This window comes from Enterobacter sp. JBIWA003 (assembly GCF_019968825.1).
Classification (GTDB): domain Bacteria; phylum Pseudomonadota; class Gammaproteobacteria; order Enterobacterales; family Enterobacteriaceae; genus Enterobacter; species Enterobacter quasiroggenkampii.
This window is the reverse complement of the sequence record NZ_CP074170.1, coordinates 1,864,153-1,885,698: the sequence shown is the minus strand read 5'-3', so window position 1 is coordinate 1,885,698 and position 21,546 is coordinate 1,864,153. Positions and strand designations below refer to the sequence as shown.

General features: G+C 54.2%; 21 protein-coding genes. 8 read left to right on the top strand and 13 right to left on the bottom strand.

What is annotated here, in order from left to right; all coding sequences use genetic code 11:
• Positions 1-7 precede the first annotated feature (7 nt).
• Genes holB through pabC form a run of 4 tightly spaced genes read right to left on the bottom strand, consistent with a single transcriptional unit; the run spans position 8 to position 3,474 of the window.
• Entirely contained in the window at positions 8-1,012 is a 1,005-nt protein-coding gene (holB, locus tag KGP25_RS08960; RefSeq protein WP_048027447.1) for a DNA polymerase III subunit delta', read from the bottom strand.
• Positions 1,009-1,650 (bottom strand): dTMP kinase, encoded by a 642-nt coding sequence (gene tmk, locus KGP25_RS08955; protein WP_045910204.1) that lies wholly within the window; start codon positions 1,648-1,650, stop codon positions 1,009-1,011. The genes holB and tmk overlap by 4 nt, the downstream gene beginning before the upstream one ends.
• The gene (gene yceG, locus KGP25_RS08950; RefSeq protein WP_223540282.1) at positions 1,640-2,662 is read right to left on the bottom strand and encodes a cell division protein YceG; all 1,023 of its coding nucleotides are present in this window, start codon (positions 2,660-2,662) and stop codon (positions 1,640-1,642) included. Before yceG ends, tmk begins: the two co-directional genes overlap by 11 nt.
• Before the next feature lie 2 nt (positions 2,663-2,664).
• Positions 2,665-3,474 carry an aminodeoxychorismate lyase gene (gene pabC / locus KGP25_RS08945; protein ID WP_223540281.1) on the bottom strand — a complete coding sequence of 270 codons (810 nt, stop codon included), beginning with the start codon at positions 3,472-3,474 and terminating at the stop codon, positions 2,665-2,667.
• A gap of 411 nt (positions 3,475-3,885) precedes the next feature.
• On the opposite strand from pabC, the gene KGP25_RS08940 reads away from it, so the two are divergent.
• The 6 genes from KGP25_RS08940 (at position 3,886) to KGP25_RS08915 (ending at position 9,820) form a co-directional block, all read left to right on the top strand.
• Positions 3,886-4,434 (top strand): fimbrial protein, encoded by a 549-nt coding sequence (locus KGP25_RS08940; protein WP_167212705.1) that lies wholly within the window; start codon positions 3,886-3,888, stop codon positions 4,432-4,434.
• Between the two features lie 76 nt (positions 4,435-4,510).
• The gene (locus tag KGP25_RS08935; protein WP_223540280.1) at positions 4,511-5,185 is read left to right on the top strand and encodes a molecular chaperone; all 675 of its coding nucleotides are present in this window, start codon (positions 4,511-4,513) and stop codon (positions 5,183-5,185) included.
• Between the two features lie 24 nt (positions 5,186-5,209).
• On the top strand, positions 5,210-7,750 hold the full coding sequence (locus tag KGP25_RS08930; protein ID WP_223540279.1) for a fimbria/pilus outer membrane usher protein: 2,541 nt from the start codon (positions 5,210-5,212) through the stop codon (positions 7,748-7,750).
• Positions 7,751-7,763: 13 nt separating this feature from the next.
• Positions 7,764-8,750 carry a fimbrial protein gene (locus KGP25_RS08925; protein WP_223540278.1) on the top strand — a complete coding sequence of 329 codons (987 nt, stop codon included), beginning with the start codon at positions 7,764-7,766 and terminating at the stop codon, positions 8,748-8,750.
• Positions 8,751-8,762: 12 nt separating this feature from the next.
• Positions 8,763-9,281 carry a fimbrial protein gene (locus KGP25_RS08920; protein WP_223540277.1) on the top strand — a complete coding sequence of 173 codons (519 nt, stop codon included), beginning with the start codon at positions 8,763-8,765 and terminating at the stop codon, positions 9,279-9,281.
• Positions 9,282-9,295: 14 nt separating this feature from the next.
• Positions 9,296-9,820 carry a fimbrial protein gene (locus KGP25_RS08915; protein WP_348984750.1) on the top strand — a complete coding sequence of 175 codons (525 nt, stop codon included), beginning with the start codon at positions 9,296-9,298 and terminating at the stop codon, positions 9,818-9,820.
• 58 nt (positions 9,821-9,878) lie between these two features.
• Here the strand turns inward: KGP25_RS08915 and fabF are convergent, their stop codons facing one another.
• From fabF to yceD, 8 genes are all read right to left on the bottom strand, one after another.
• The gene (gene fabF / locus KGP25_RS08910; RefSeq protein WP_223540275.1) at positions 9,879-11,120 is read right to left on the bottom strand and encodes a beta-ketoacyl-ACP synthase II; all 1,242 of its coding nucleotides are present in this window, start codon (positions 11,118-11,120) and stop codon (positions 9,879-9,881) included.
• A gap of 91 nt (positions 11,121-11,211) precedes the next feature.
• Positions 11,212-11,448: an acyl carrier protein gene (gene acpP, locus KGP25_RS08905; RefSeq protein ID WP_003857954.1), complete on the bottom strand. Its 237-nt coding sequence runs from the start codon at positions 11,446-11,448 to the stop codon at positions 11,212-11,214.
• A 154-nt stretch (positions 11,449-11,602) separates the two neighbouring features.
• On the bottom strand, positions 11,603-12,337 hold the full coding sequence (gene fabG / locus KGP25_RS08900) for a 3-oxoacyl-ACP reductase FabG (protein WP_008500795.1): 735 nt from the start codon (positions 12,335-12,337) through the stop codon (positions 11,603-11,605).
• A 12-nt stretch (positions 12,338-12,349) separates the two neighbouring features.
• Positions 12,350-13,279: an ACP S-malonyltransferase gene (fabD, locus tag KGP25_RS08895; RefSeq protein WP_045910200.1), complete on the bottom strand. Its 930-nt coding sequence runs from the start codon at positions 13,277-13,279 to the stop codon at positions 12,350-12,352.
• Between the two features lie 15 nt (positions 13,280-13,294).
• Positions 13,295-14,248 (bottom strand): beta-ketoacyl-ACP synthase III, encoded by a 954-nt coding sequence (locus KGP25_RS08890; RefSeq protein ID WP_008500797.1) that lies wholly within the window; start codon positions 14,246-14,248, stop codon positions 13,295-13,297.
• Between the two features lie 6 nt (positions 14,249-14,254).
• Positions 14,255-15,289, bottom strand: coding sequence for a phosphate acyltransferase PlsX (gene plsX, locus KGP25_RS08885; protein WP_223540274.1), 1,035 nt, complete (start codon positions 15,287-15,289; stop codon positions 14,255-14,257).
• Positions 15,290-15,369: 80 nt separating this feature from the next.
• Complete coding sequence (gene rpmF / locus KGP25_RS08880) at positions 15,370-15,543, bottom strand: 50S ribosomal protein L32 (protein ID WP_003857964.1); 174 nt, start codon at positions 15,541-15,543, stop codon at positions 15,370-15,372.
• Positions 15,544-15,559: 16 nt separating this feature from the next.
• A complete protein-coding gene (yceD, locus tag KGP25_RS08875) occupies positions 15,560-16,081 on the bottom strand; it encodes a 23S rRNA accumulation protein YceD (RefSeq protein WP_014883375.1) in 522 nt (173 codons plus the stop codon).
• A gap of 140 nt (positions 16,082-16,221) precedes the next feature.
• Between yceD and KGP25_RS08870 the strand changes: the two genes are divergently transcribed.
• On the top strand, positions 16,222-16,806 hold the full coding sequence (locus tag KGP25_RS08870) for a nucleoside triphosphate pyrophosphatase (protein ID WP_048027429.1): 585 nt from the start codon (positions 16,222-16,224) through the stop codon (positions 16,804-16,806).
• Between the two features lie 79 nt (positions 16,807-16,885).
• Here KGP25_RS08870 and rluC read toward each other — a convergent pair whose 3' ends face one another.
• Complete coding sequence (rluC, locus tag KGP25_RS08865) at positions 16,886-17,833, bottom strand: 23S rRNA pseudouridine(955/2504/2580) synthase RluC (protein WP_048027428.1); 948 nt, start codon at positions 17,831-17,833, stop codon at positions 16,886-16,888.
• Between the two features lie 572 nt (positions 17,834-18,405).
• Here rluC and rne point away from each other — a divergent pair.
• Positions 18,406-21,525, top strand: coding sequence for a ribonuclease E (rne, locus tag KGP25_RS08860; RefSeq protein ID WP_223540273.1), 3,120 nt, complete (start codon positions 18,406-18,408; stop codon positions 21,523-21,525).
• Positions 21,526-21,546: the final 21 nt, after the last annotated feature.

Genomic DNA, 21,546 nt, shown 5'->3' with positions numbered 1-21,546 from the left:
GTCTCTCTCAGAGATGGGAAACCGGCGGTGTGGTGCCGGGTTGCAGGTAGTGTTCAATACGCAGTAACTGGTCGGTCAGTAAAAGCTCGCGATTAAGACCCGTCACGGTTAAAAGCTGTTCTCGACTCTGGCAAATTTCATGAAGCATCGCATGAAGAATCGTCCCTGAGAGGCGGTTCGCCAGCGTATTCACCAGTGTCCACGCGTCCGGGTTGGTCAGCAGCGTTGCCCCTTGCTGAAGTTTGAGGGCATCCAGCAGCAACGAGGCCAGCCAGTGCAGACGCTCAACGGCCTGATCGCTGTTAAGCGCAGGCAATACGCTTAGCCAGTCGTGGTTATTCAGTGCCATTTCGACGGCCCGGCAAAGCGTTTCTCGCTGTGACCAGACGTCAGGCTGCAGCAATGCCAGCGCCGCTGCGGGCGCGCCGCTGCTCAGGCGCAAGGCGGACAACGCACTCTCAGGTGACGTTGTCACCTCTCGCTCCAGCCAGCTCAGCGCCCACGATTCCTGAGGCACAGCAAGGTGATGAAGACGACAGCGGCTGCGCAGCGTCGCCAGCAAGCGTCCCGGGTCACGGCACGAGAGGAAAAACCACGTTTTTACCGGCGGCTCTTCCAGAGTTTTCAGCAGGGCGTTAGCTGCCGCCTCGGTCAGCTGCGTGGCGTCTTTAAGCCAGACCACTTTAGCGCCGCCCAGCCGCGCGTGTTCGTACAATTTTTCACTGACTTCCCGCACGGCATCGATACCGAGCGCGCTTTTCCCCTTCTCAGGCTCAAGCGTGTAGTAGTCAGGATGTGTGCCCGCCTGCATCAGCTGACAGCCACGGCATTTGCCGCAGCTTTTATGCCCTTCAGGCTGCTGGCACATCAGAAAACGGGTGATGGCATAAATCAATGCATCATCGCCCATTCCCGGCAATGCCTGAATCAGTAACGCATGATGCCCCCGCCCCGCCTGATAGCTGCCGATCAGCTGTTCAAAGTGCGGGCGCAACCATGGATACCATTTCATGCCTGCTGCTCCTGCACCCACTGCGTCACGGTTTGCTGAATGTCACGCGTCACCTCATCCAGGGATTGCGTTGCATCGATGGTACGAATGGAGCTGTCCTGTGCGGCCAGCTCAAGATAGCGCGCACGGGTGCGGTTAAAGAAATCAAACGACTCTTGTTCAATGCGGTCGAGCTCGCCGCGCGCGCGGGCGCGTTTAAGACCCACTTCCGGGGTCACATCCAGATAGAGCGTCAGGTCGGGGCGAAAATCCCCCAGTACGGCATTGCGCAGCGTTGCCAGCATGGTCTGGTCAATACCGCGTCCACCGCCCTGATAAGCCTGAGTCGACAGATCGTGACGATCGCCGATTACCCACTTGCCATCGGCCAGGGCGGGTTTGATCACCGTCTCAACCAGCTGTACGCGCGCCGCGTAGAACATTAATACTTCGGCTTTGTCAGTGATAACTTCGTCGCCAACGGATTTAATATCCAGCACCAGGCTGCGCAGTTTCTCCGCAAGTTGCGTACCGCCCGGCTCGCGGGTGAAGACCATGTCGGCGACGCCAAGCGATTTCAGCGTATCCACCACCACGTTGCGGGCGGTGGTTTTACCCGCCCCTTCGAGTCCCTCAATGACAATGTATTTACTGCGCATTTTTTTCCTTAAGTGCCTTCAGATAGTCCTGAACAGAGCGATTGTGGCTGGCAAGGTTGGTGTTAAAGGTGTGTCCCCCTTTTCCATCAGCCACAAAATAGAGATACGGTGTTTTCGCCGGATGCGCGGCGGCTTTGAGAGAAGCCTCGCTCGGCGTGGCAATCGGGCCAGGCGGTAAACCGCTAATCACGTAGGTATTATACGCCGTTGGCGTCTCCAGATCTTTTCTGGAAATCTTGCCCGTGTAGCTCTCGCCCATGCCGTAGATGACGGTAGGGTCGGTTTGCAGGCGCATACCAATGCGCAGACGGTTGATAAATACTGACGCCACCCGATCGCGCTCGGCGGCAACGGCGGTCTCTTTCTCGATGATCGAGGCCATGGTGACAAACTGGTTTTGATCTTTATAGGGTAACCCCTCCATTCGCCCTTCCCAGGCCGCATCCACGGCGGCGACCATTTTTTTGTGCGCCCGCTTCAGGATCGCCACATCGGTCGTACCGGCGGTGTACATCCAGGTATCTGGCCAGAACCAGCCTTCCACCCATTCGGGATGCTCAAACTTGAGCACATCGGCCACCGTCTGGTAGCTGTCATCCTTTAGAGTATGTTTGATATACGGCGCATCGCGCAGCTGTTTGAGGTAATCACTCAGGCGCATCCCTTCCACAAATCGCAGAGGGAACTGGGCTTCTTTGCCGCTTTCCAGCAGCTGCAGCATCTCTCTGACGGTCATTCCCGGCGTAAAGCGATAGGTACCGGCTTTGAAATGTGACAGTTCAGGCTCCACACGCAATAACCACTGGAATACCCGTGGACGATTGATAATTTTATCACCGTAGAGCTGTTCCCCAAGCGCCTGGCGGCCGGTTCCCGCTTTCAGGGTAAAGATCGTTTCGTCATTAACCAGGATCTTGCTGTCCGCCAGCTGGCGAACTTTCCATACGCCTGCTCCGCCAGCAACGCCCAGCGCAACAATGAGGAGAAGGACAAAGCGCAACATTTTTTTCATGACTATCTGGTTTGCTCACATATCGGGGCTAAAAACTGAAACAGCTCGCGCGACGACCAGCGTAGCTGGCCGCAGGCGCGAACGGGCACAACAGGCATCAGCGCGTTACAAATAATGACTTCATCAGCAGTCTGTAGCACCTCTTCCTTTGCGTTAACTTCGACAACGTGAAAGTCAGAGTGTGCCAGCTGCTGCAAACAAAATTGGCGCATTATGCCGTTCACGCCAGCCTGATCCAGAGCGGGGGTGAACACGCTCCTGCCCTGTCGCCAGAACAAATTAGCCGCACAGCATTCCGTAACGAACCCTTCGCTGTCAAGGACCAACGCCTCATCAGCGTCCGTCTGTTCAAGATGAGTACGAATTAAGACCTGTTCAAGGCGATTCAGATGCTTGAGACCCGCCAGATAAGGATTACGCCCGAGTGATACCGGGCTGGGCGCCAGCGTCACGCCGTCTGCTTTCCAGCGGACATAGTGAGAAGGATAAGGGGAAACATGAAGGATGCGCGTTGGATGCTGACACCCTGCCGTACTGTAACCTCGCCCCCCCGCCCCGCGGGTGATCGTCACTTTCAGGACGCCCTCCGCATAAGGCTGTGCCAGGCGACGCATTTCGTCACTGAGTAACTCCCAGTCCTGAAACGGGATAGCCAGTCGGGTACAGGCGTCCTGAAGGCGAGCCAGATGGCGCGCTAACATCACAACATTTCCGGCATCAATACGTGCAGTGGTGAAACAGCCGTCACCAAACTGAACTCCACGATCGTTTGCTGCCAGTTTATCAATCACTTCACCATTAATCAGAAACATGGGGCCCTCCGTACACAGGCGTACCAGAGTGTCAGGTGAAGGACAGCATCGCAAGCTTTTTGCATGCAGGAATCGAATAGATGTTTCTGAATATTAATATTTTTTTATTGCAAGTGACGCCGTTTAAACGTCACCGTGAAGGGAAAAATATTTTATTCCGAAATAAAAACAACAGATAAAATACACCCCTATTATTTATGTCAGAAATGAATTTAGAAAAATTAAAATTGTTTTTTAAATTAAGTTTATAGTTAACAAAGACACAAATAAATATACTCCTGACAAATAATTAACGGATGCAACAAGACTTTGCAGATGAAATAACACGTCATTATGTATTAAGCAAGTTTACCCTCGGGTGAGCTTGCTTAATATTCGCAAAGAAAATAAACCAAGAAAGGAACTTCTGAAATGAAAGGAAAATTGGCTGCTGCGGCACTGCTTACCGCCATGGGTATGGCATCGTCAGCGATGGCACAGGACGGTACCGTCAACTTCACGGGTAAAATTATTGAGGCAGGCTGCCAGGTCGACAGCAGCGTCACCAACCCACAGTCTGTGAAAATGGGTGAAGTGGCAAAAACGGCATTCGCTGCCGCCGGTGACACCGCAGCCACCACCAAATTTTCACTGGTGTTAAGTGGCTGCCCGGCAGACCTGCTGGGCAAACCGGTCTCCGTTAAGTATGACGGTACACCTGATACCCTCAACAATGACTATCTGCAGCTCACGGGCTATGGCACTACCGGGGTTGCCGACGGCGTTGCAATTCAGTTATTGAACGCTGACAGCACGGCACTGCCGCTCGGTACCGCGTCTAAAGCCATCAACATTAAAGGCAGCACAACTGCACCTGAGTCAACCAAACTCGATTTCTTCGCTCGCTATATTGCAACCAAAGCGGCAGTCACTGGCGGGAGCGCGAATGGTTCCGTCAACTTTACGCTGACCTATAACTAATTGCTAAAAACGGTTTGTCCGTAATATGAAACGCATAAAGCCGGAAGTGCTCCGGCTTTATTTTTAAGGTAATGCCATGAATAAATACATCCCCTTTATTGCCGCAACCGTGCTTACCGTTACGGCGTCAGCGCAGGCTGGCGTTATTGTCGGTGGAACGCGCGTTATTTATAACGGCGATAAAAAAGAGATCTCTCTTAGCGTTAAAAACCCTGATAAATCATCCTATCTCATTCAGTCATGGAGTGATGCGGGTGAAAACAGCGCGGATAAATCCCCCTTCATGGTGACTCCGCCCCTCTTTCGCCTTGGATCTGGCCAGGAAAACACGCTGCGCATCATACGTACGGGTGGCAACCTGCCGGAAGATCGCGAATCGCTTTACTGGATGAATATTAAATCCATTCCGGCCACCGAAAAGCAGGACAACGCCAACACCCTGCAAATTGCGGTTAAAACGCGAATCAAGTTGATCTACCGCCCGACATTCTTAACGCAGCAACCGGAAGCGCTCACCGGCAAGCTCCGCTGGCAGCGCAGTGGAAACACACTCACGGTGACCAATCCCACGGCGTATTACATGAACTTTAGCAAGCTCAAGGTCGGGACCGGCGTGGTAACGGACGCTACCTATGTTGCACCGATGAGCTCAGCCAGCTTCACCCTTCCCATTAATGCCAGCGGGGATGTGACCTGGACATTGATTGATGATTTTGGTTCCGTTGGCGACGAGCATCGCGCGCGCCTCTAACACCATTACCGAAAGGATATCGGGATGCATGCAGACGCATACAAAAAAACAATGACATTGAGTCAACTTGCCTGCTTTATCGCCTTGCAGTGCGCCCTGCCGCTATGTAATAGCGCAATGGCCCGTGAATACTTTGATCCGGCACTTCTGGGAATTGACGGCCCGGGCAAAGACCTGACCGACCTGTCTGCCTTTGAGGAAGGCGTTGGCCAGATGCCAGGCACCTACCGTGTTGACGTGGTTCTCAATAACACCGTATTCGGCACACGCGACATCGAATTCGCACTAAAAAAAGACGCCGCTGGCAACAGTTCACTCCAGCCGTGTCTCAGCACAGAAATATTACGTGAGTTGGGTGTACGCCTCGAACAGTTTCCTGCCCTTACGGGCAGTTGCGCCGATTTAAGCGTCATTCCTCAGGCTAGCGCCAAATTTATTTTCGAACGCCAGCAGCTGCAGCTTTCTTTTCCACAGGCGGCTATCAACGCGCAGGCGCGAGGCTATGTACCACCCGAACAGCTTGATGAAGGTATTAATGCCCTGCTGCTTAACTACAACTTCAGCGGCGATAATACGCAAGGCCGACGCAGTGAAATACCTGACTCTGATAACTACTACCTGAGCCTGCGTCCGGGACTCAACGTTGGGCCGTGGCGTATCCGTAACTACAGTACCTGGAACCGCAGCACTAACGGCAGCGACACGCAGGAAAGCTGGGATTCCATCTACACCTACGCACAGCGCAACATTATTTCCCTAAAAAGCCAGCTGACCGTCGGGGACAGCAACGCGCCGTCGGACATGTTCGACAGCGTGCCGTTTCGCGGCGCACAGCTCGCATCTGATGATGACATGCTGCCGGACAGCCTGCGCGGCTACGCGCCGGTCGTGCGTGGCATCGCCCGCACGAACGCTCAGGTGATTATTAAGCAAAACGGCTACACCATTTACCAGAGCTACGTCTCGCCCGGTGCCTTTGAAATCACCGATATGTACCCGACAGGAAGCAGCGGCGATCTTGATGTCACGATCAAAGAGGCTGACGGCAGCGAACAGCATCAGACCGTTGCATTCGCCTCATTACCCGTCCTGCAGCGCGAAGGACGCGTTAAGTTCAGTCTGACCAGCGGTCAGTATCGACCCTATGATGGCGATATCGACAAAGAGATGTTTACCCAGGCTACTGCCATTTACGGTCTGCCGGCCGGGTTTACGGTATATGGCGGCGGTCAGTTCTCGCAGCACTATCAGTCTTTGCTCAGCGGTGTTGGTAAGAACTTCGGTACGATTGGCGCGGTATCCATTGATGGCACACAGGCATGGTCCAGCCAGAAGGATCAGGATAAAGAGAGCGGCCAGTCATGGCGCGTTCGCTACAGTAAAAACATTCTGGAAACGGGGACAAACATCTCTATCGCCGGATACCGCTATTCCACCTCAGGCTATTATACCCTGTCTGAAGTGCTGGATACCTGGCGTGACGACGCGTGGCGCACAAATAACGATCGCCGACGTAACCGCGCCGAGTTTCTCCTGAACCAGAATATTGGTGAGAAATTTGGCTCACTGTCATTAACGACGATGAGCGAGGACTACTGGAACAGCGATCGGAAAATGCGTTCGATCGGCGTTGGCTATAGCAACAGCTGGTCAGGCATCACCTACAACCTTAGCTACAGCTATAACCGCAACACGACCGATTCGGAGAACGACAAAATTTACGACGAGGACCAGATTTTCTCGTTAAGTATTACCGTACCGCTCGATAGCTGGTTGAGCAACAGCTACGCCACTTACAGCCTGAATACCAGCAAGCGCGGCGATACCAGCCATAACGTCGGGTTGAACGGGTCGCTGCTCGAGGATCGCAACCTCAACTGGAACGTTCAGGAGAGTCAAACCAACCACGGTGAAGGCAACGGTGGCTATGCCAGCCTGGACTATCAGGGCACCTATGCCCGGGTGAATAGCGCCTACAGCTACGATCACGACCAGAAGCGTGTTAACTACGGCATTGAGGGCGGCATTGTTGCCCATGCCCATGGTGTGACGCTGAGCCAGGCACTGGGTGAAACAGCCGCGCTGGTGGAAGCCCCTGGCGCGAACGGCGTCTCGGTGAGTAACCAGACGGGGGTCAGAACCGACTTTCGTGGTTACACGGTCGTCCCTTATGTGACGCCGTACCGGGAATCCACGCTGTCGCTGGATACCGCCACTCTGCCAGAGAGTGCTGACGTAGAGCTATCCAGCCAGAAGATCACCCCTACCCGCGGTGCAATCGTCCGTGCGCATTTTGATACGCGTGTCGGTAAACGCGTACTGATGACGCTGATTCGAAGCAATGGCGAACCCGTACCGTTTGGGGCGATGGTGACCGCTTCCGACAATGCGTCAGGGAACATTGTTGGCGACAGCGGGCAGGTTTATTTAACCGGCATGCCGCAGAAAGGCTCCTTGCTGCTGAAATGGGGTAATGCTTCAAAAGAACAGTGCAGCGTCAGCTACCGTCTTTCGGAAGAGCCCCCGGCAAGCGGCGTGATTGAACTCAATGCCACCTGCCAATAGAGAGACTCAAGCAATGAAGAAGCTATCTATATTCACCGCGATGATTATGAGCACCTTTTTCGCCATAATCCCCGCCCATGCTGACTATTTTTCGGTCGTTAACTTCCATGTGATGACTTATGACCTTGATGATTTCACCGTTCCCGCTGCAGTGGGTGAAACCAGCAGCAGCTGGCACGACTCGGGTTCTATCAAATATGAAATCAACAGCAGTGAAGGTAACCAATCCTATATGGAACTCTCGGTCAATGGCACGCTGAGCGGTGATGGCGTCTCATGGCTAACAAGCAACCCCGGGATTGGTATCCAGTTTTACGTTGTACCGGGTTTAAGCGGTTTTACACCTGCTGAAACCACAACGGCACCTAACTATCGGCTCAATCTCACTGCCGTTACCAGCGGTACGTGGAAAACCTCCTATTACCATTTGAAATACCGACTCGTCAGACTGCTAGATAAGGTGCCAGCGGGCCGTATTACCCAGATGCCGACGGTGACCCTCAATGTCTATAACCCGGACGGCGAAGGTACCGCAGCGATGTCAGGCGTTATCATGTCCGGAATAAGCACGCAGCCTACGGCGGGTGCATGCACGGTTAATGCTCCAACAGAGATCGCACTGCCTACGCTGTACGGTAATGTTCTGCAAAACGGGGCGCAGTTCGCGACCGCCTCTCCATCCATCTCTCTGACAAATTGCCCCGGTGCAGTTGACGGTATCTCCTACAACTTCTCTGCCGTATACGGAACCCAGGATGCGGCAAATGGCGTGATGAAAACCGTCAGTGGCGACGGATATGCACAGAATGTCTATATCCAGGTGCAGAATGCCGACGGAACGCCGCATGCGGTAAATACAGCGGTACCGCTAAACGGATATACCGGTTCTGGTGATTATAAAATCCCCGACTTCAAAGTCGCTTATTACGTTAACGATGCCGAAAACGTTACGGCTGGAAACGTCAAATCAGCGATTGAACTCAAAATGATCTACAACTAATAAGGATTATTTATGCACATCATATACGGAAAGAAGATGATTATCGGTTTACTGGCCTGTAGCGGATTGTTCTCTGCGGCCAGCCATGCGGTCAATATTGATATTACGGGTAAAGTGGTTGCTTCTCCCTGCGTCGTGAATGGCAACAACGATTCTATGGCCGTTAACTTAGGCGATAATATTCAGGCAGATTCGCTGGCAACCAGCGGCAGCGCCACGGCCTGGACTGACGTCACGCTTCGACTCACCGGTTGCCCCGCCTCGACCACCTCTTTCAGCGTCGCCTTTGCCGGTACCGCTGATACCGACGGGAATTATTACAAAAACACGGGAACGGCCACCAACCTGAAACTGGAGCTGACGGACAGCACCAGTAATAACGCCTACAAGAATGGGGCAACATTGCAAAACGTTGCGATTCCCGCGTCTCACAGCTATGACCTTGCCATGCGCGCTCGCGCCGTATCAACCGGCAACGTACTGCCCGGGACTATCGTTGGCCAGGTGCAGGCAACCTTTACCTACCAGTAAGTCGGGACAGGACAATGGCGCAACAAAAAACTAAACGGCTTCTTGCTCTTGCTTGTCTGTTGGCAGTCAGTGGAACGCATGTAGTGTACGCTGCCGATATCAATTTAAGCGGAACCGTCGTCGCTTCCGCCTGTACGGTAGATACGGGCACCAAAGAACAGACCGTCACATTTGATCAGGCTCGCGCCGTTGACTACACGAAGGTTGGCAATACCAGCGAGTGGCAGGACTTTGAACTCACGCTTACAGGCTGCCCACTCTCAACCACGCAGGTGACCGCACTGTTCAGCGGCAATGCCGATCAAGATGACGGCACGAAATTTGCCAACGCACAAGGCAGTGCAACGGGTATGGCGCTCCAGATTATGACCCGCGATCATCTCAAGGAGATCCCGCCCGCGGGCAAGCTGGCAGTGAATATCGACGGTACCAGTCGCCGTGCGGTATTCCCGCTTTCAGCACGAATGTATACCCCGACGGGGATGGTAACAGCAGGCGAGTTCAGGACGGTCGTTCAGCTCACCTTTACGTACCAGTGATCAAGTGCATAAAAAAAACGGAGCGCAATGCGCTCCGTTTTTTTGGCTTCAGGATCTGCTAGACACGCTTGAAGATCAGAGAACCGTTGGTACCGCCAAAGCCGAAGGAGTTACACAGGGTATACTCCATTCCGCTAACCTGGCGCGCTTCGTGAGGAACGAAGTCCAGATCGCAACCTTCATCCGGGTTATCCAGGTTGATGGTTGGTGGAACAGCCTGATCGCGCAGCGCAAGGATGGAGTAGATTGACTCTACTGCACCCGCCGCACCCAACAGGTGACCGGTCATGGATTTCGTGGAGCTCACCAGTACGCGGCTGGCAGATTCGCCGAAGATAGACTTAACCGCCTGAGCTTCCGCTTTATCGCCTGCAGGTGTAGATGTGCCGTGGGCGTTGACGTAGACAATCTGAGCCGGGGTAATACCCGCATCACGGATCGCGTTTTCCATCGCCAGCGCAGCACCTGCACCGTTCTCCGGAGGAGACGTCATGTGATACGCATCGCTGCTCATACCAAAGCCAACGACTTCAGCATAAATTTTCGCACCGCGTTTTTTCGCGTGTTCGTACTCTTCCAGTACGATCATGCCCGCACCGTCGCCCAACACGAAGCCATCACGGTCTTTATCCCACGGACGGCTTGCCGCCTGTGGATTATCGTTGCGGGTAGAGAGCGCACGGGCCGCGCCGAAACCGCCAACACCCAGTGGGGTACTGGCTTTTTCAGCACCGCCGGCAACCATAGCATCTGCATCGCCGTACGCAATAATGCGCGCGGCCTGGCCGATGTTATGTACGCCAGACGTACAGGCGGTGGCGATAGAAATGCTTGGCCCACGCAGGCCGAACATGATGGTCAGGTGACCTGCCACCATATTAACAATCGTGGACGGAACGAAGAACGGACTGATCTTACGCGGGCCGCCATTCATCAGGGATGTATGGTTTTCCTCGATCAGGCCAAGACCGCCAATCCCGGAGCCGATAGCGGCGCCGATACGGGTTGCGTTCTCTTCCGTAATCACAAGGCCAGAATCCTGCATGGCCTGAACGCCAGCGACAATTCCATATTGAATGAAGGCATCCATCTTGCGCTGCTCTTTGCGCGAGATGATCTCTTCACAGTTAAAATCCTTTACTAAGCCAGCAAATTTCGTTGCATAGGCGCTAGTATCGAAATGGTCGATTAGGCTGATGCCGCTCTGACCGGCAAGGAGAGCTTTCCAGGTGGACTCTACGGTATTGCCGACAGGAGACAACATGCCAAGTCCGGTCACAACTACACGACGCTTAGACACGTTTGTCCTCCAGGGAGGGATAAAAAAAGAGATTCGTGGGACTAAAAAAGATAAAACTCAGGCGGTCGAATGACCGCCTGGAGATGTTCACTTACGCCTGGTGACCGTTGATGTAATCAATGGCAGCCTGAACGGTGGTGATCTTCTCAGCTTCTTCGTCCGGAATCTCAGTATCAAACTCTTCTTCCAGAGCCATTACCAGCTCAACGGTGTCAAGAGAATCTGCGCCCAGGTCTTCAACGAAGGAAGCGGAGTTCACAACTTCTTCCTGCTTAACGCCCAGCTGTTCGCCGATAATTTTCTTAACGCGTTCTTCGATAGTGCTCATACTCTTAAATTTCCTATCAAAACTCGCTTTCGCGATGGTTTTCGTAGTGTATAAAATGTTGAAAAATTTGCAACTAAATCCCGGCAGTTCTTACCACGATTTTACGTTATTTTGAGGCCATTCGCCCTAATAACGCAAATATTTTTCATCGTGGTTAAACCATATACATCCCGCCGTTGACGTGGAGGGTCTCACCAGTGATGTAACCCGCTTCGTCAGAGGCTAAAAATGCAACCGCACTGGCGATTTCTTTAGGGTCGCCAAGACGACCCGCCGGAACTGCCGCCAGCGTACCCGCACGCTGCTCATCAGTCAGCGCACGCGTCATGTCCGTTTCAATAAAGCCCGGAGCAACAACGTTTACCGTAATACCGCGGGACGCGACTTCACGCGCCAGCGACTTACTGAAACCAATCAGACCGGCTTTCGCCGCAGCGTAGTTAGCCTGACCAGCATTTCCCATGGTACCAACCACAGAACCGACAGTGATAATACGACCATGACGCTTTTTCATCATAGCGCGCATTACCGCTTTTGACAGACGGAATACAGATGACAGGTTGGTTTCGATAATATCGTTCCACTCGTCGTCTTTCATTCGCATTAACAGGTTATCGCGAGTGATCCCGGCGTTGTTTACCAGAATATCCACTTCGCCAAACTCTGCGCGAATATTTTCCAGAACAGATTCGATAGATGCAGGTTCGGTCACATTCAGTACCAGACCTTTACCGTTTGCACCCAGATATTCACTGATAGCCTGAGCGCCATTCTCGCTGGTTGCTGTCCCAATCACCTTCGCGCCGCGCGCAACCAGTGTTTCAGCAATTGCACGCCCGATACCGCGGCTTGCGCCAGTGACCAGGGCAATTTTTCCTTCAAAACTCATGGTATTCCTCTTTTATTGCGAGAGTGCCGCTGACATCGCTTCCGGCTCGTTAATCGCCGAGGCTGTCAGGGTGTCAACAATACGTTTTGTCAGACCGGTGAGGACTTTCCCTGGGCCGACTTCATACAGATGCTCAACGCCCTGAGAGGCCATAAACTCAACGGTTTTGGTCCACTGTACCGGGCTGTAGAGCTGGCGAACCAGCGCGTCGCGGATAGCTTCCGGCGCGGTTTCGCATTTCACATCGACGTTGTTCACAACGGAAATTGTCGGTGCGTTAAACGTAATTTTTTCCAGCTCAACCGCCAGTTTCTCGGCAGCGGGCTTCATCAGCGCACAGTGAGACGGCACGCTGACCGGCAGCGGCAGCGCACGTTTCGCCCCCGCCGCTTTACAGGCTGCACCGGCACGCTCAACCGCTTCTTTATGACCGGCGATAACCACCTGGCCCGGCGAGTTGAAGTTAACCGGAGAGACAACCTGACCTTCAGCAGACTCTTCACACGCTTTTGCAATCGCGGCATCATCCAGACCGATGATGGCTGACATGCCACCCGTGCCTTCTGGCACTGCTTCCTGCATGAATTTACCGCGCAGCTCCACCAGACGAACCGCGTCAGCAAACGCGATCACACCGGCACAAACCAGCGCTGAGTATTCACCCAGGCTATGTCCTGCGAGCAGTGCGGGCGCTTTACCGCCCTGCTGCTGCCAGACACGCCACAGCGCAACGGACGCGGTCAGCAGCGCGGGCTGGGTCTGCCAGGTTTTGTTCAGCTCTTCGGCAGGACCCTGCTGGGTCAGCGCCCATAAATCATAACCCAGTGCATCAGAAGCTTCACGGAAAGTCTCTTCAATGACCGGATAGGTTGCTGCCATTTCAGACAACATCCCAACGGTTTGAGAGCCCTGCCCCGGGAACACAAAAGCAAATTGCGTCATTTTTTATTCCTTATCCTAGAAACGAACCAGCGCGGAACCCCAGGTGAACCCGCCACCGAAGGCTTCAAGCAAGACCAGCTGGCCCCGTTTGATTCGCCCGTCGCGTACCGCTTCATCAAATGCGCACGGTACTGACGCCGCAGAGGTGTTGCCGTGACGATCCAGCGTCACCACAACGTTATCCATCGACATGCCCAGCTTTTTCGCGGTTGCGCTGATGATACGCAGGTTCGCCTGATGCGGCACCAGCCAGTCGAGTGCGGAGCGTTCAAGGTTATTCGCTTCCAGCGTTTCATCAACGATGTGCGCAAGCTCAGTCACCGCCACCTTGAACACCTCGTTCCCTGCCATCGTCAGGTAAATCGAGTTGTCCGGATTTACGCGATCGGCGTTAGGCAGGGTCAACAGTTCGCCATAGCTGCCGTCAGCATGCAGATGCGTAGAGATGATACCCGGCTCTTCGGACTGCCCCAGCAGCACCGCACCCGCACCATCACCAAAAATAATGATCGTTCCGCGATCGGTCGGATCGCAGGTACGCGCCAGCACGTCAGCACCGATCACCAGCGCATATTTAACGGCACCGGACTTCACGTACTGATCGGCTACGCTCAGCGCATAGGTAAAACCTGCGCATGCGGCAGCGACGTCAAACGCCGGGCAGCCCTTAATACCGAGCATGTTTTGCACCTGGCACGCCGCGCTTGGGAAAGCATGCGTGGCAGACGTCGTGGCCACCACGATCAAACCGATCTGTTCTTTATCAATGCCCGCCATTTCGATAGCACGCTGTGCGGCTTCGTAACCCATGGTCGACACGGTTTCGTCTGGCGCGGCAATACGACGTTCACGGATACCTGTGCGCGTGACAATCCACTCGTCAGACGTATCTACCATTTTTTCCAGATCGGCGTTGGTACGCACCTGTTTTGGCAGGTAGCTGCCGGTACCTAAAATCTTCGTATACATGTACGCTCAGTCACTTTTAGCTAATACAGATCCCAGGCGAGCGGCAATCCGCTGAGGGACTTGTCGCTGCACCGCCTGCACTGCCTGTTCAATCGCGACAGCAAATGCTCGCGGATTGGCGGCACCATGACTCTTAATCACGATGCCGCGCAATCCTAACAGACAGGCGCCATTATACTGGTCGGGGTTGAGGTGACTGAATCGCCGCGTCAGGCTCTTTTGTAACCAACGCTTCAATAAAATCAGCCACCAGGCGCTTTTTTTGCCCTCTCCCTGTGATTTCAGCAGAGAAAGAAACATCCGCACGACCCCTTCCATGGTTTTCAACGTCACGTTCCCGGTGAAGCCATCGCACACCAGAACATCCGTTTTACCCGTCAACAACTCATTGGCTTCGAGATAACCAATATAGTTGATGGAGGGAACCTGTTTGAGCAATTCAGCTGCTTCGCGAATGCTGTCCAGGCCTTTGGTCTCTTCTTCACCAATGTTCAGTAACGCAACACGGGGAGTGTTGATCCCGACCACCTCTTCTGCCAGCACCGATCCCATGACGGCAAACTGAGCCAGCATTGTACTATCACAATCGACGTTCGCGCCCAAATCGAGCACTACCGTCTTGCCCTTCTGCTGATGCGGCAAAACCGTCACCAGCGCCGGACGCTCAATACCGTCAATCGGTTTGAGCAATAATTTCGACAGCCCCATCAGCGCGCCGGTATTTCCCGCGCTAACGCAAGCCTGGGCTCGACCTTCTTTCACCAGCTCCAGCGCTATCCGCATCGAGCTGCCGCGGCTATTACGAATCGCCTGCGAGGGTCGGGCATCACTGGCAATAACTGACTGCGCAGGAATAATCTGCAGACGTGAACGTTGTTCAAAGTCAGCTTTTGCAAGTAATGGCGTGATTGTGTCGGGATTGCCGACTAAAAGAAGAGTGAGTTGCGAATTAGAATTCAGTGCCTGCAATGCTGCAGGCACTGTCACGGAAGGGCCAAAATCTCCCCCCATGACATCTAACGCCAGGGTTAGACGTGTCAAGGTATCGTCGCAGCCTGGTTCGGTAAGTTCCCCGTTTGCACGGGGAGCTCCTCACTAAGCCTAATCACGCTGACGCGTGATTACTTAGTGATAACCTTGCGGCCGCGGTAGAAACCGTCAGCGGTGATGTGGTGACGCAGGTGTTTCTCACCAGAAGTCTTGTCTACAGACAGGCTGGTAACTGCAGTCAGCGCGTCATGGGAACGACGCATGCCACGTTTGGAACGGGTTGGTTTATTCTGTTGTACGGCCATGGACCTTACTCCTCAATTACTTACGCTTTAAGCTGGCTAATACGGCAAATGGGTTTGGTTTTTGCGCTTCATCAGGCAGTTCCCCAAAGACCATGTCCGCCTCGGACACTTCACAGTGTTCAGAATCATGCACCGGAACCACTGGCAAGGTGAGGATGATTTCATCTTCAACCAGAGCCAGAAGATCGATTTCACCGAATTCGTTAACCTCAATCGGCTCATACGCTTCCGGGAGTGCTTCAGCCTGTTCGTCAGAACGAACCGGACTGAAACAATACGTTGTGTGAACATGCTGTACAAACGGTTTCCCGCAACGCTGACACTCGAGCGTTACCGTCACCTTTGCATCACCGGTTAAAACGGCGAGACGCTGGTTGTCGATAGCGAACGACATGGAGCATTCTACATCACTGTCCACACTGACTACGGATTCGGCAATACGCTCAGCCTGATCGGAAGTATAGATACCTTCGTAATCGAGGCGTTTTTGAGCCGTACGAACCGGATCAAGAGTCAGGGGTAATTTTACCTTTTGCATAGGGCGCGCATATTAACTTTGTAACGTCATAGAGTCAAAGAAAAAGGCAACCAGAGCTGCCTTTTGCCAATTATTCGCACACATTGCGGCCTGTAGTTTAAAATGGCTGGCATCGATACGCTATATCTGGTGATAAAAATATGCCAAATCTCGTCCTTGCTTCCACGTCTCCCTACCGCCGAATGCTGCTGGAAAAGCTCGGGATCCCGTTTGAATGCGCCGCGCCAGAGGTGGATGAGACGCCACAGCCGGGCGAGTCACCGCGCCATCTGGTGACGCGTCTTGCTAAGGAGAAGGCGCAATCGCTGGCCACACGCTATCCTTCGCATTTGATTATAGGCTCCGATCAGGTTTGCGTGCTGGACGGCGAAATCACCGGCAAGCCCCATACTGAGGAAAATGCCTGCCAGCAGCTTCTGCGTGCGCGCGGTACTATCGTGACCTTCTATACGGGCCTGGCCCTCTATAACTCCGCGTCAGGCCATCTGCAAACCGAGTGTGAGCCGTTCGACGTACACTTCCGTCATCTCAGCGAGCAAGAGATTATGGATTATGTGCGCCGTGAGCGACCGCTGAACTGCGCGGGGAGCTTTAAAAGTGAAGGATTAGGGATTGCGCTGTTCGACAAGCTGGACGGTCGCGATCCCAACACCCTGGTGGGGTTACCGCTGATTGCCTTGTGTCAGATGTTACGGCGAGAAGAGTGTAATCCGCTGATCATGTGACTTTTGCCCAGCGGCGCTTCGCTTGCATGGGCCTACGGGTTTTGTAGGCCGGGTAAGCGCAGCGCCACCCGGCACAAAATCAGCCGCGCAAAACCTTAAGACAGCGTTTCAGCTGCTCATCCAGCGGCGCTTCAATACGGATCACTTCACCGGTATTCGGATGGGTAAACTTCAGCGCTGCCGCATGCAGGAACAGACGCGACAGTCCCGTCCCCGCCAGCTGCTTATCAAACTCGCGGTCGCCATAGCGGTCATCAAAGGCGATGGGGTGCCCTGCAAACTGCGTATGCACACGGATCTGGTGGGTACGACCGGTCACCGGACTGCAGCGCACCAGCGTGGCAAACTCATAGCGCTCTTCAACCTTAAAGCGCGTCTCAGACGGTTTCCCTTCCTGGCTCACGCGGACAATACGCTCACCGCTTTGCAGAATGTTCTTCAGCAGCGGCGCCTGCACCACTTTTACATGGGACTGCCACTGGCCGCGCACCAGCGCCAGATAGTCTTTCTGCATCCCTTTTTCACGCAGTTGTTCATGCAGGGAACGCAGCGCGGAACGCTTTTTCGCCACCAGCAGGACGCCTGAAGTGTCGCGGTCAAGACGGTGCACCAGCTCAAGGAAGCGCGCTTCCGGGCGCAGGGCACGCAGCCCTTCAATCACGCCGAAGCTCAGACCGCTACCGCCATGGACTGCCGTTCCTGACGGTTTATTCAACACCAGAATATGGTCGTCTTCGTAAAGGATGACATCGCTCAGGGCCGCCACTTTCTGCAGCTTCGGTGAAACGGTCTCTTCTTCACGCTCTGCCACGCGCACCGGCGGAATACGGACTTCGTCACCGGCTTCGAGCTTATACTCAGGCTTCACGCGTTTTTTGTTAACCCGCACCTCGCCCTTACGCAGGATGCGATAAATCATGCTCTTTGGCACCCCTTTCAGCTGGGTACGCAAAAAGTTATCGATACGTTGCCCCGCTTCATCGTCGGCGATGGCAACCATTTTTACGGCTGGAGTCTCTGTTTTCATGGTTGGCGATTCTAAATATCGACAGCCATTAGCGCCACTCATTTTTCTATGCTTATATTTACTTTTATCCGGCCTGTCCCCCGTTTCGCGCAACCGATTTGGTGGTTATTAAACCAATCGCCATTCTGAAGTGAAGAAACTGTGAGTAACCGGGTGATAATTGGTAAAAGTCATCTTGCTATAACCCGGCGAGCAGTGGAATAATGAGGCTGTTTTCCGTGTTAAATCCTGGTTAAGTAAGGATGTTGACGGAATGACCAATTTTGTCTGACCGATCATCCACGCAGCAATGGCGTAAGACGTATTGATCTTTCAGGCAGTTAGCGGGCTGCGGGTTGCAGTACTTCCCGGTATAAGGATTGTTCTCTGGAGAGTTCTACCCAGGCAATTCCCCTGATAATTGCGCTGTGTTTCCGTATGAAATACAGGCAACCGACACTCTGCGCCTCTTAAGCGAGCGACAACCGTGAGGTTGGCGACGTGAACAGACACGAGGCCATCGGTTCATACCCCGGAAAGCGTCACCTTGCCCGCAGCTTTGTCGTCAATGTAAGAATAACGAGTAAGTTACGATGAAAAGAATGTTAATCAACGCAACTCAGCAAGAAGAGTTGCGTGTCGCCCTTGTGGATGGGCAGCGCCTGTACGATCTGGATATCGAAAGTCCTGGACACGAACAGAAAAAAGCGAACATTTACAAAGGTAAAATCACCCGCATTGAACCAAGCCTTGAAGCTGCATTTGTCGATTACGGTGCTGAGCGTCATGGTTTCCTCCCTCTGAAAGAAATCGCCCGCGAATATTTCCCTGCAAACTACAACGCCCATGGCCGACCAAACATCAAAGATGTTCTGCGTGAAGGTCAGGAAGTTATCGTTCAGATTGATAAAGAAGAGCGTGGCAACAAAGGTGCCGCACTGACTACCTTTATCAGCCTGGCAGGGAGCTATCTGGTGCTGATGCCTAACAACCCGCGTGCGGGTGGCATCTCTCGCCGTATCGAAGGTGATGACCGTACCGAGCTGAAAGAAGCTCTGGCAAGCCTTGAACTGCCTGATGGCATGGGGCTTATCGTGCGTACCGCGGGCGTCGGCAAATCCGCCGAAGCGCTGCAGTGGGACCTGAGCTTCCGTCTGAAGCACTGGGAAGCCATCCAGAAAGCAGCGGAAAGCCGCCCTGCTCCGTTCCTGATCCACCAGGAAAGCAACGTGATCGTGCGTGCCTTCCGTGACTACCTGCGTCAGGACATCGGTGAGATTCTGATCGATAACCCGAAAGTGCTTGAGCTGGCCCGCCAGCACATCGCCGCGCTGGGTCGTCCGGATTTCACCAGCAAAATTAAACTGTACACCGGTGAAATCCCGCTGTTCAGCCACTATCAGATCGAATCCCAGATTGAATCCGCCTTCCAGCGTGAAGTGCGCCTGCCGTCCGGCGGTTCTATCGTTATCGATACCACTGAAGCGCTGACCGCTATCGACATCAACTCCGCTCGCGCAACGCGCGGTGGCGATATCGAAGAGACCGCCTTCAACACCAACCTTGAAGCCGCTGATGAAATCGCCCGCCAGCTCCGCCTGCGCGACCTGGGCGGTCTGATTGTTATCGACTTCATCGACATGACTCCTGTTCGCCACCAGCGTGCGGTAGAAAACCGTCTGCGCGAAGCGGTGCGTCAGGATCGTGCGCGTATCCAGATTAGCCATATCTCACGCTTCGGCCTGCTGGAGATGTCCCGTCAGCGTCTGAGCCCGTCGCTGGGTGAGTCCAGCCATCACGTTTGTCCGCGCTGCTCCGGCACCGGTACCGTGCGTGATAACGAATCGCTGTCCCTCTCGATTCTGCGTCTGATTGAAGAAGAAGCGCTGAAAGAGAATACCAAAGAGGTGCACGCGATTGTCCCTGTGCCAATTGCCTCTTACCTGCTGAACGAAAAACGTGCAGCGGTCAGTGCCATTGAAGCGCGTCAGGGTGGCGTTCGCTGCATCATCGTGCCAAACGATCAGATGGAAACCCCGCACTATCACGTGCTGCGTGTCCGTAAAGGCGAAGAGACGTCAACGCTCAGCTACCTGCTGCCGAAGCTGCACGAAGAAGAGATGGCCCTGCCTTCAGATGAAGAGCCAGCAGAGCGTAAACTGCCAGAGCAGCCTGCGTTAGCTACCTTCATCATGCCAGAAGCCCCACCGGAAGCAGCCCTGGAAAAACCAGCGGCCAAACCTGCGGCGCAGAAACCAGAAGCAACGGCAGCGAAAGCCCAGCCGGCGCAGCCGGGTCTGCTGAGCCGCTTCTTCGGCGCGCTGAAGAAAATGTTTGCCGGTGAGGAAGTTCAGCCAGAGCAGCCGAAAGAAGAGCCAAAAGCGGCCAAGCCTGAACGTCAGCAGGACCGCCGTAAGCGTCAGAACAACCGCCGCGACCGTAATGACCGTAGCGATCGTAATGACCGCAGCGAGCGTCGTGACAACCGTGACAACCGCTCTGAGAACAATGAAGGCCGTGAGCAACGCGAAGACAATCGTCGCAACCGTCGCGAGAAACAGCAGCAGAATGTTGAAGATCGTGAAATTCGCCAGCAGGCGGGCGATGAGTCTGAGAAGAGCAAACAGCGTGACGACCAGCAGCCGCGCCGTGAACGCAACCGTCGCCGTAACGACGAGAAGCGTCAGGCACAGCAGGAAGTCAAAAACCTGAACCGCGAAGAACCTGTTGAACAGCAGGACGGCGAGCAGGAAGAACGTACTCAGGTCATGCCGCGTCGTAAGCAGCGCCAGCTTGCTCAGAAAGTCCGCTTCGCCTCCGAAGCAACCGAAGAGTCAGCAATCGTCGCGGTTGAAACCCGCGAGAGCGCAACCGGCACGCAGCTGGCAAAAGTTGACCTGCCAGCGATCGTTGATAACAACGTTGAGCAGGATGAAAACGGTGAAAACCGTGATAACGCCGGCATGCCGCGCCGTTCACGTCGTTCTCCACGTCATCTGCGCGTCAGCGGTCAGCGCCGTCGCCGCTATCGTGACGAGCGTTACCCGACTCAGTCGCCAATGCCACTGACCATTGCCTGTGCTTCGCCAGAAATGGCTTCCGGCAAAGTCTGGATCCGCTACCCGGTAGCGCGTCCGGAGCAGGTTGTTGAAGGACAGCCAGTTGCGGAAGAGATCATTGCACCTGCGGCAGCGGTAGAAGACGTTGTGACTGAAGCGGCAACCGTGGTTGAACCTCAGGTTGTTGAAGCGGAAGCACCTCAGGCAGCTGAGGTCGAAACCACGCATCCGGAAGTGATTGCCGCGCCGGTTGATGCCGCACCGCAGCTTATTGCTGAAGAAGATGTGGTGGTGGCTGAGGAAATCGCTGAAGAAGCTGAACCTGTAGCCGCCGTGGAAGACACCGCTGAAGCCATCGTCGAAACGACCACTGAAGAAATCGTTCAGGACGTTGAGATTGAGGTTGAACCGGTTGTTGAAGAACCGAAAGCGCCTGAAGTGAAACCTGAGCCGGTTGTCTCTGCACCAGCCGCTGCCCACGTGGCGACAGCACCGATGACCCGCGCTCCGGCGCCGGATTACGTGCCTGAAGCACCGCGTCACAGCGACTGGGTTCGCCCGGCATTCAGCTTCGACGGTAAAGGCGCTGCAGGCGGTCACAGTGCAACGCATCAGGCGACTGCACCCGCGACGCGTCCACAGTCTGTCGAATAACGACAAACAACGCTGAAAGTA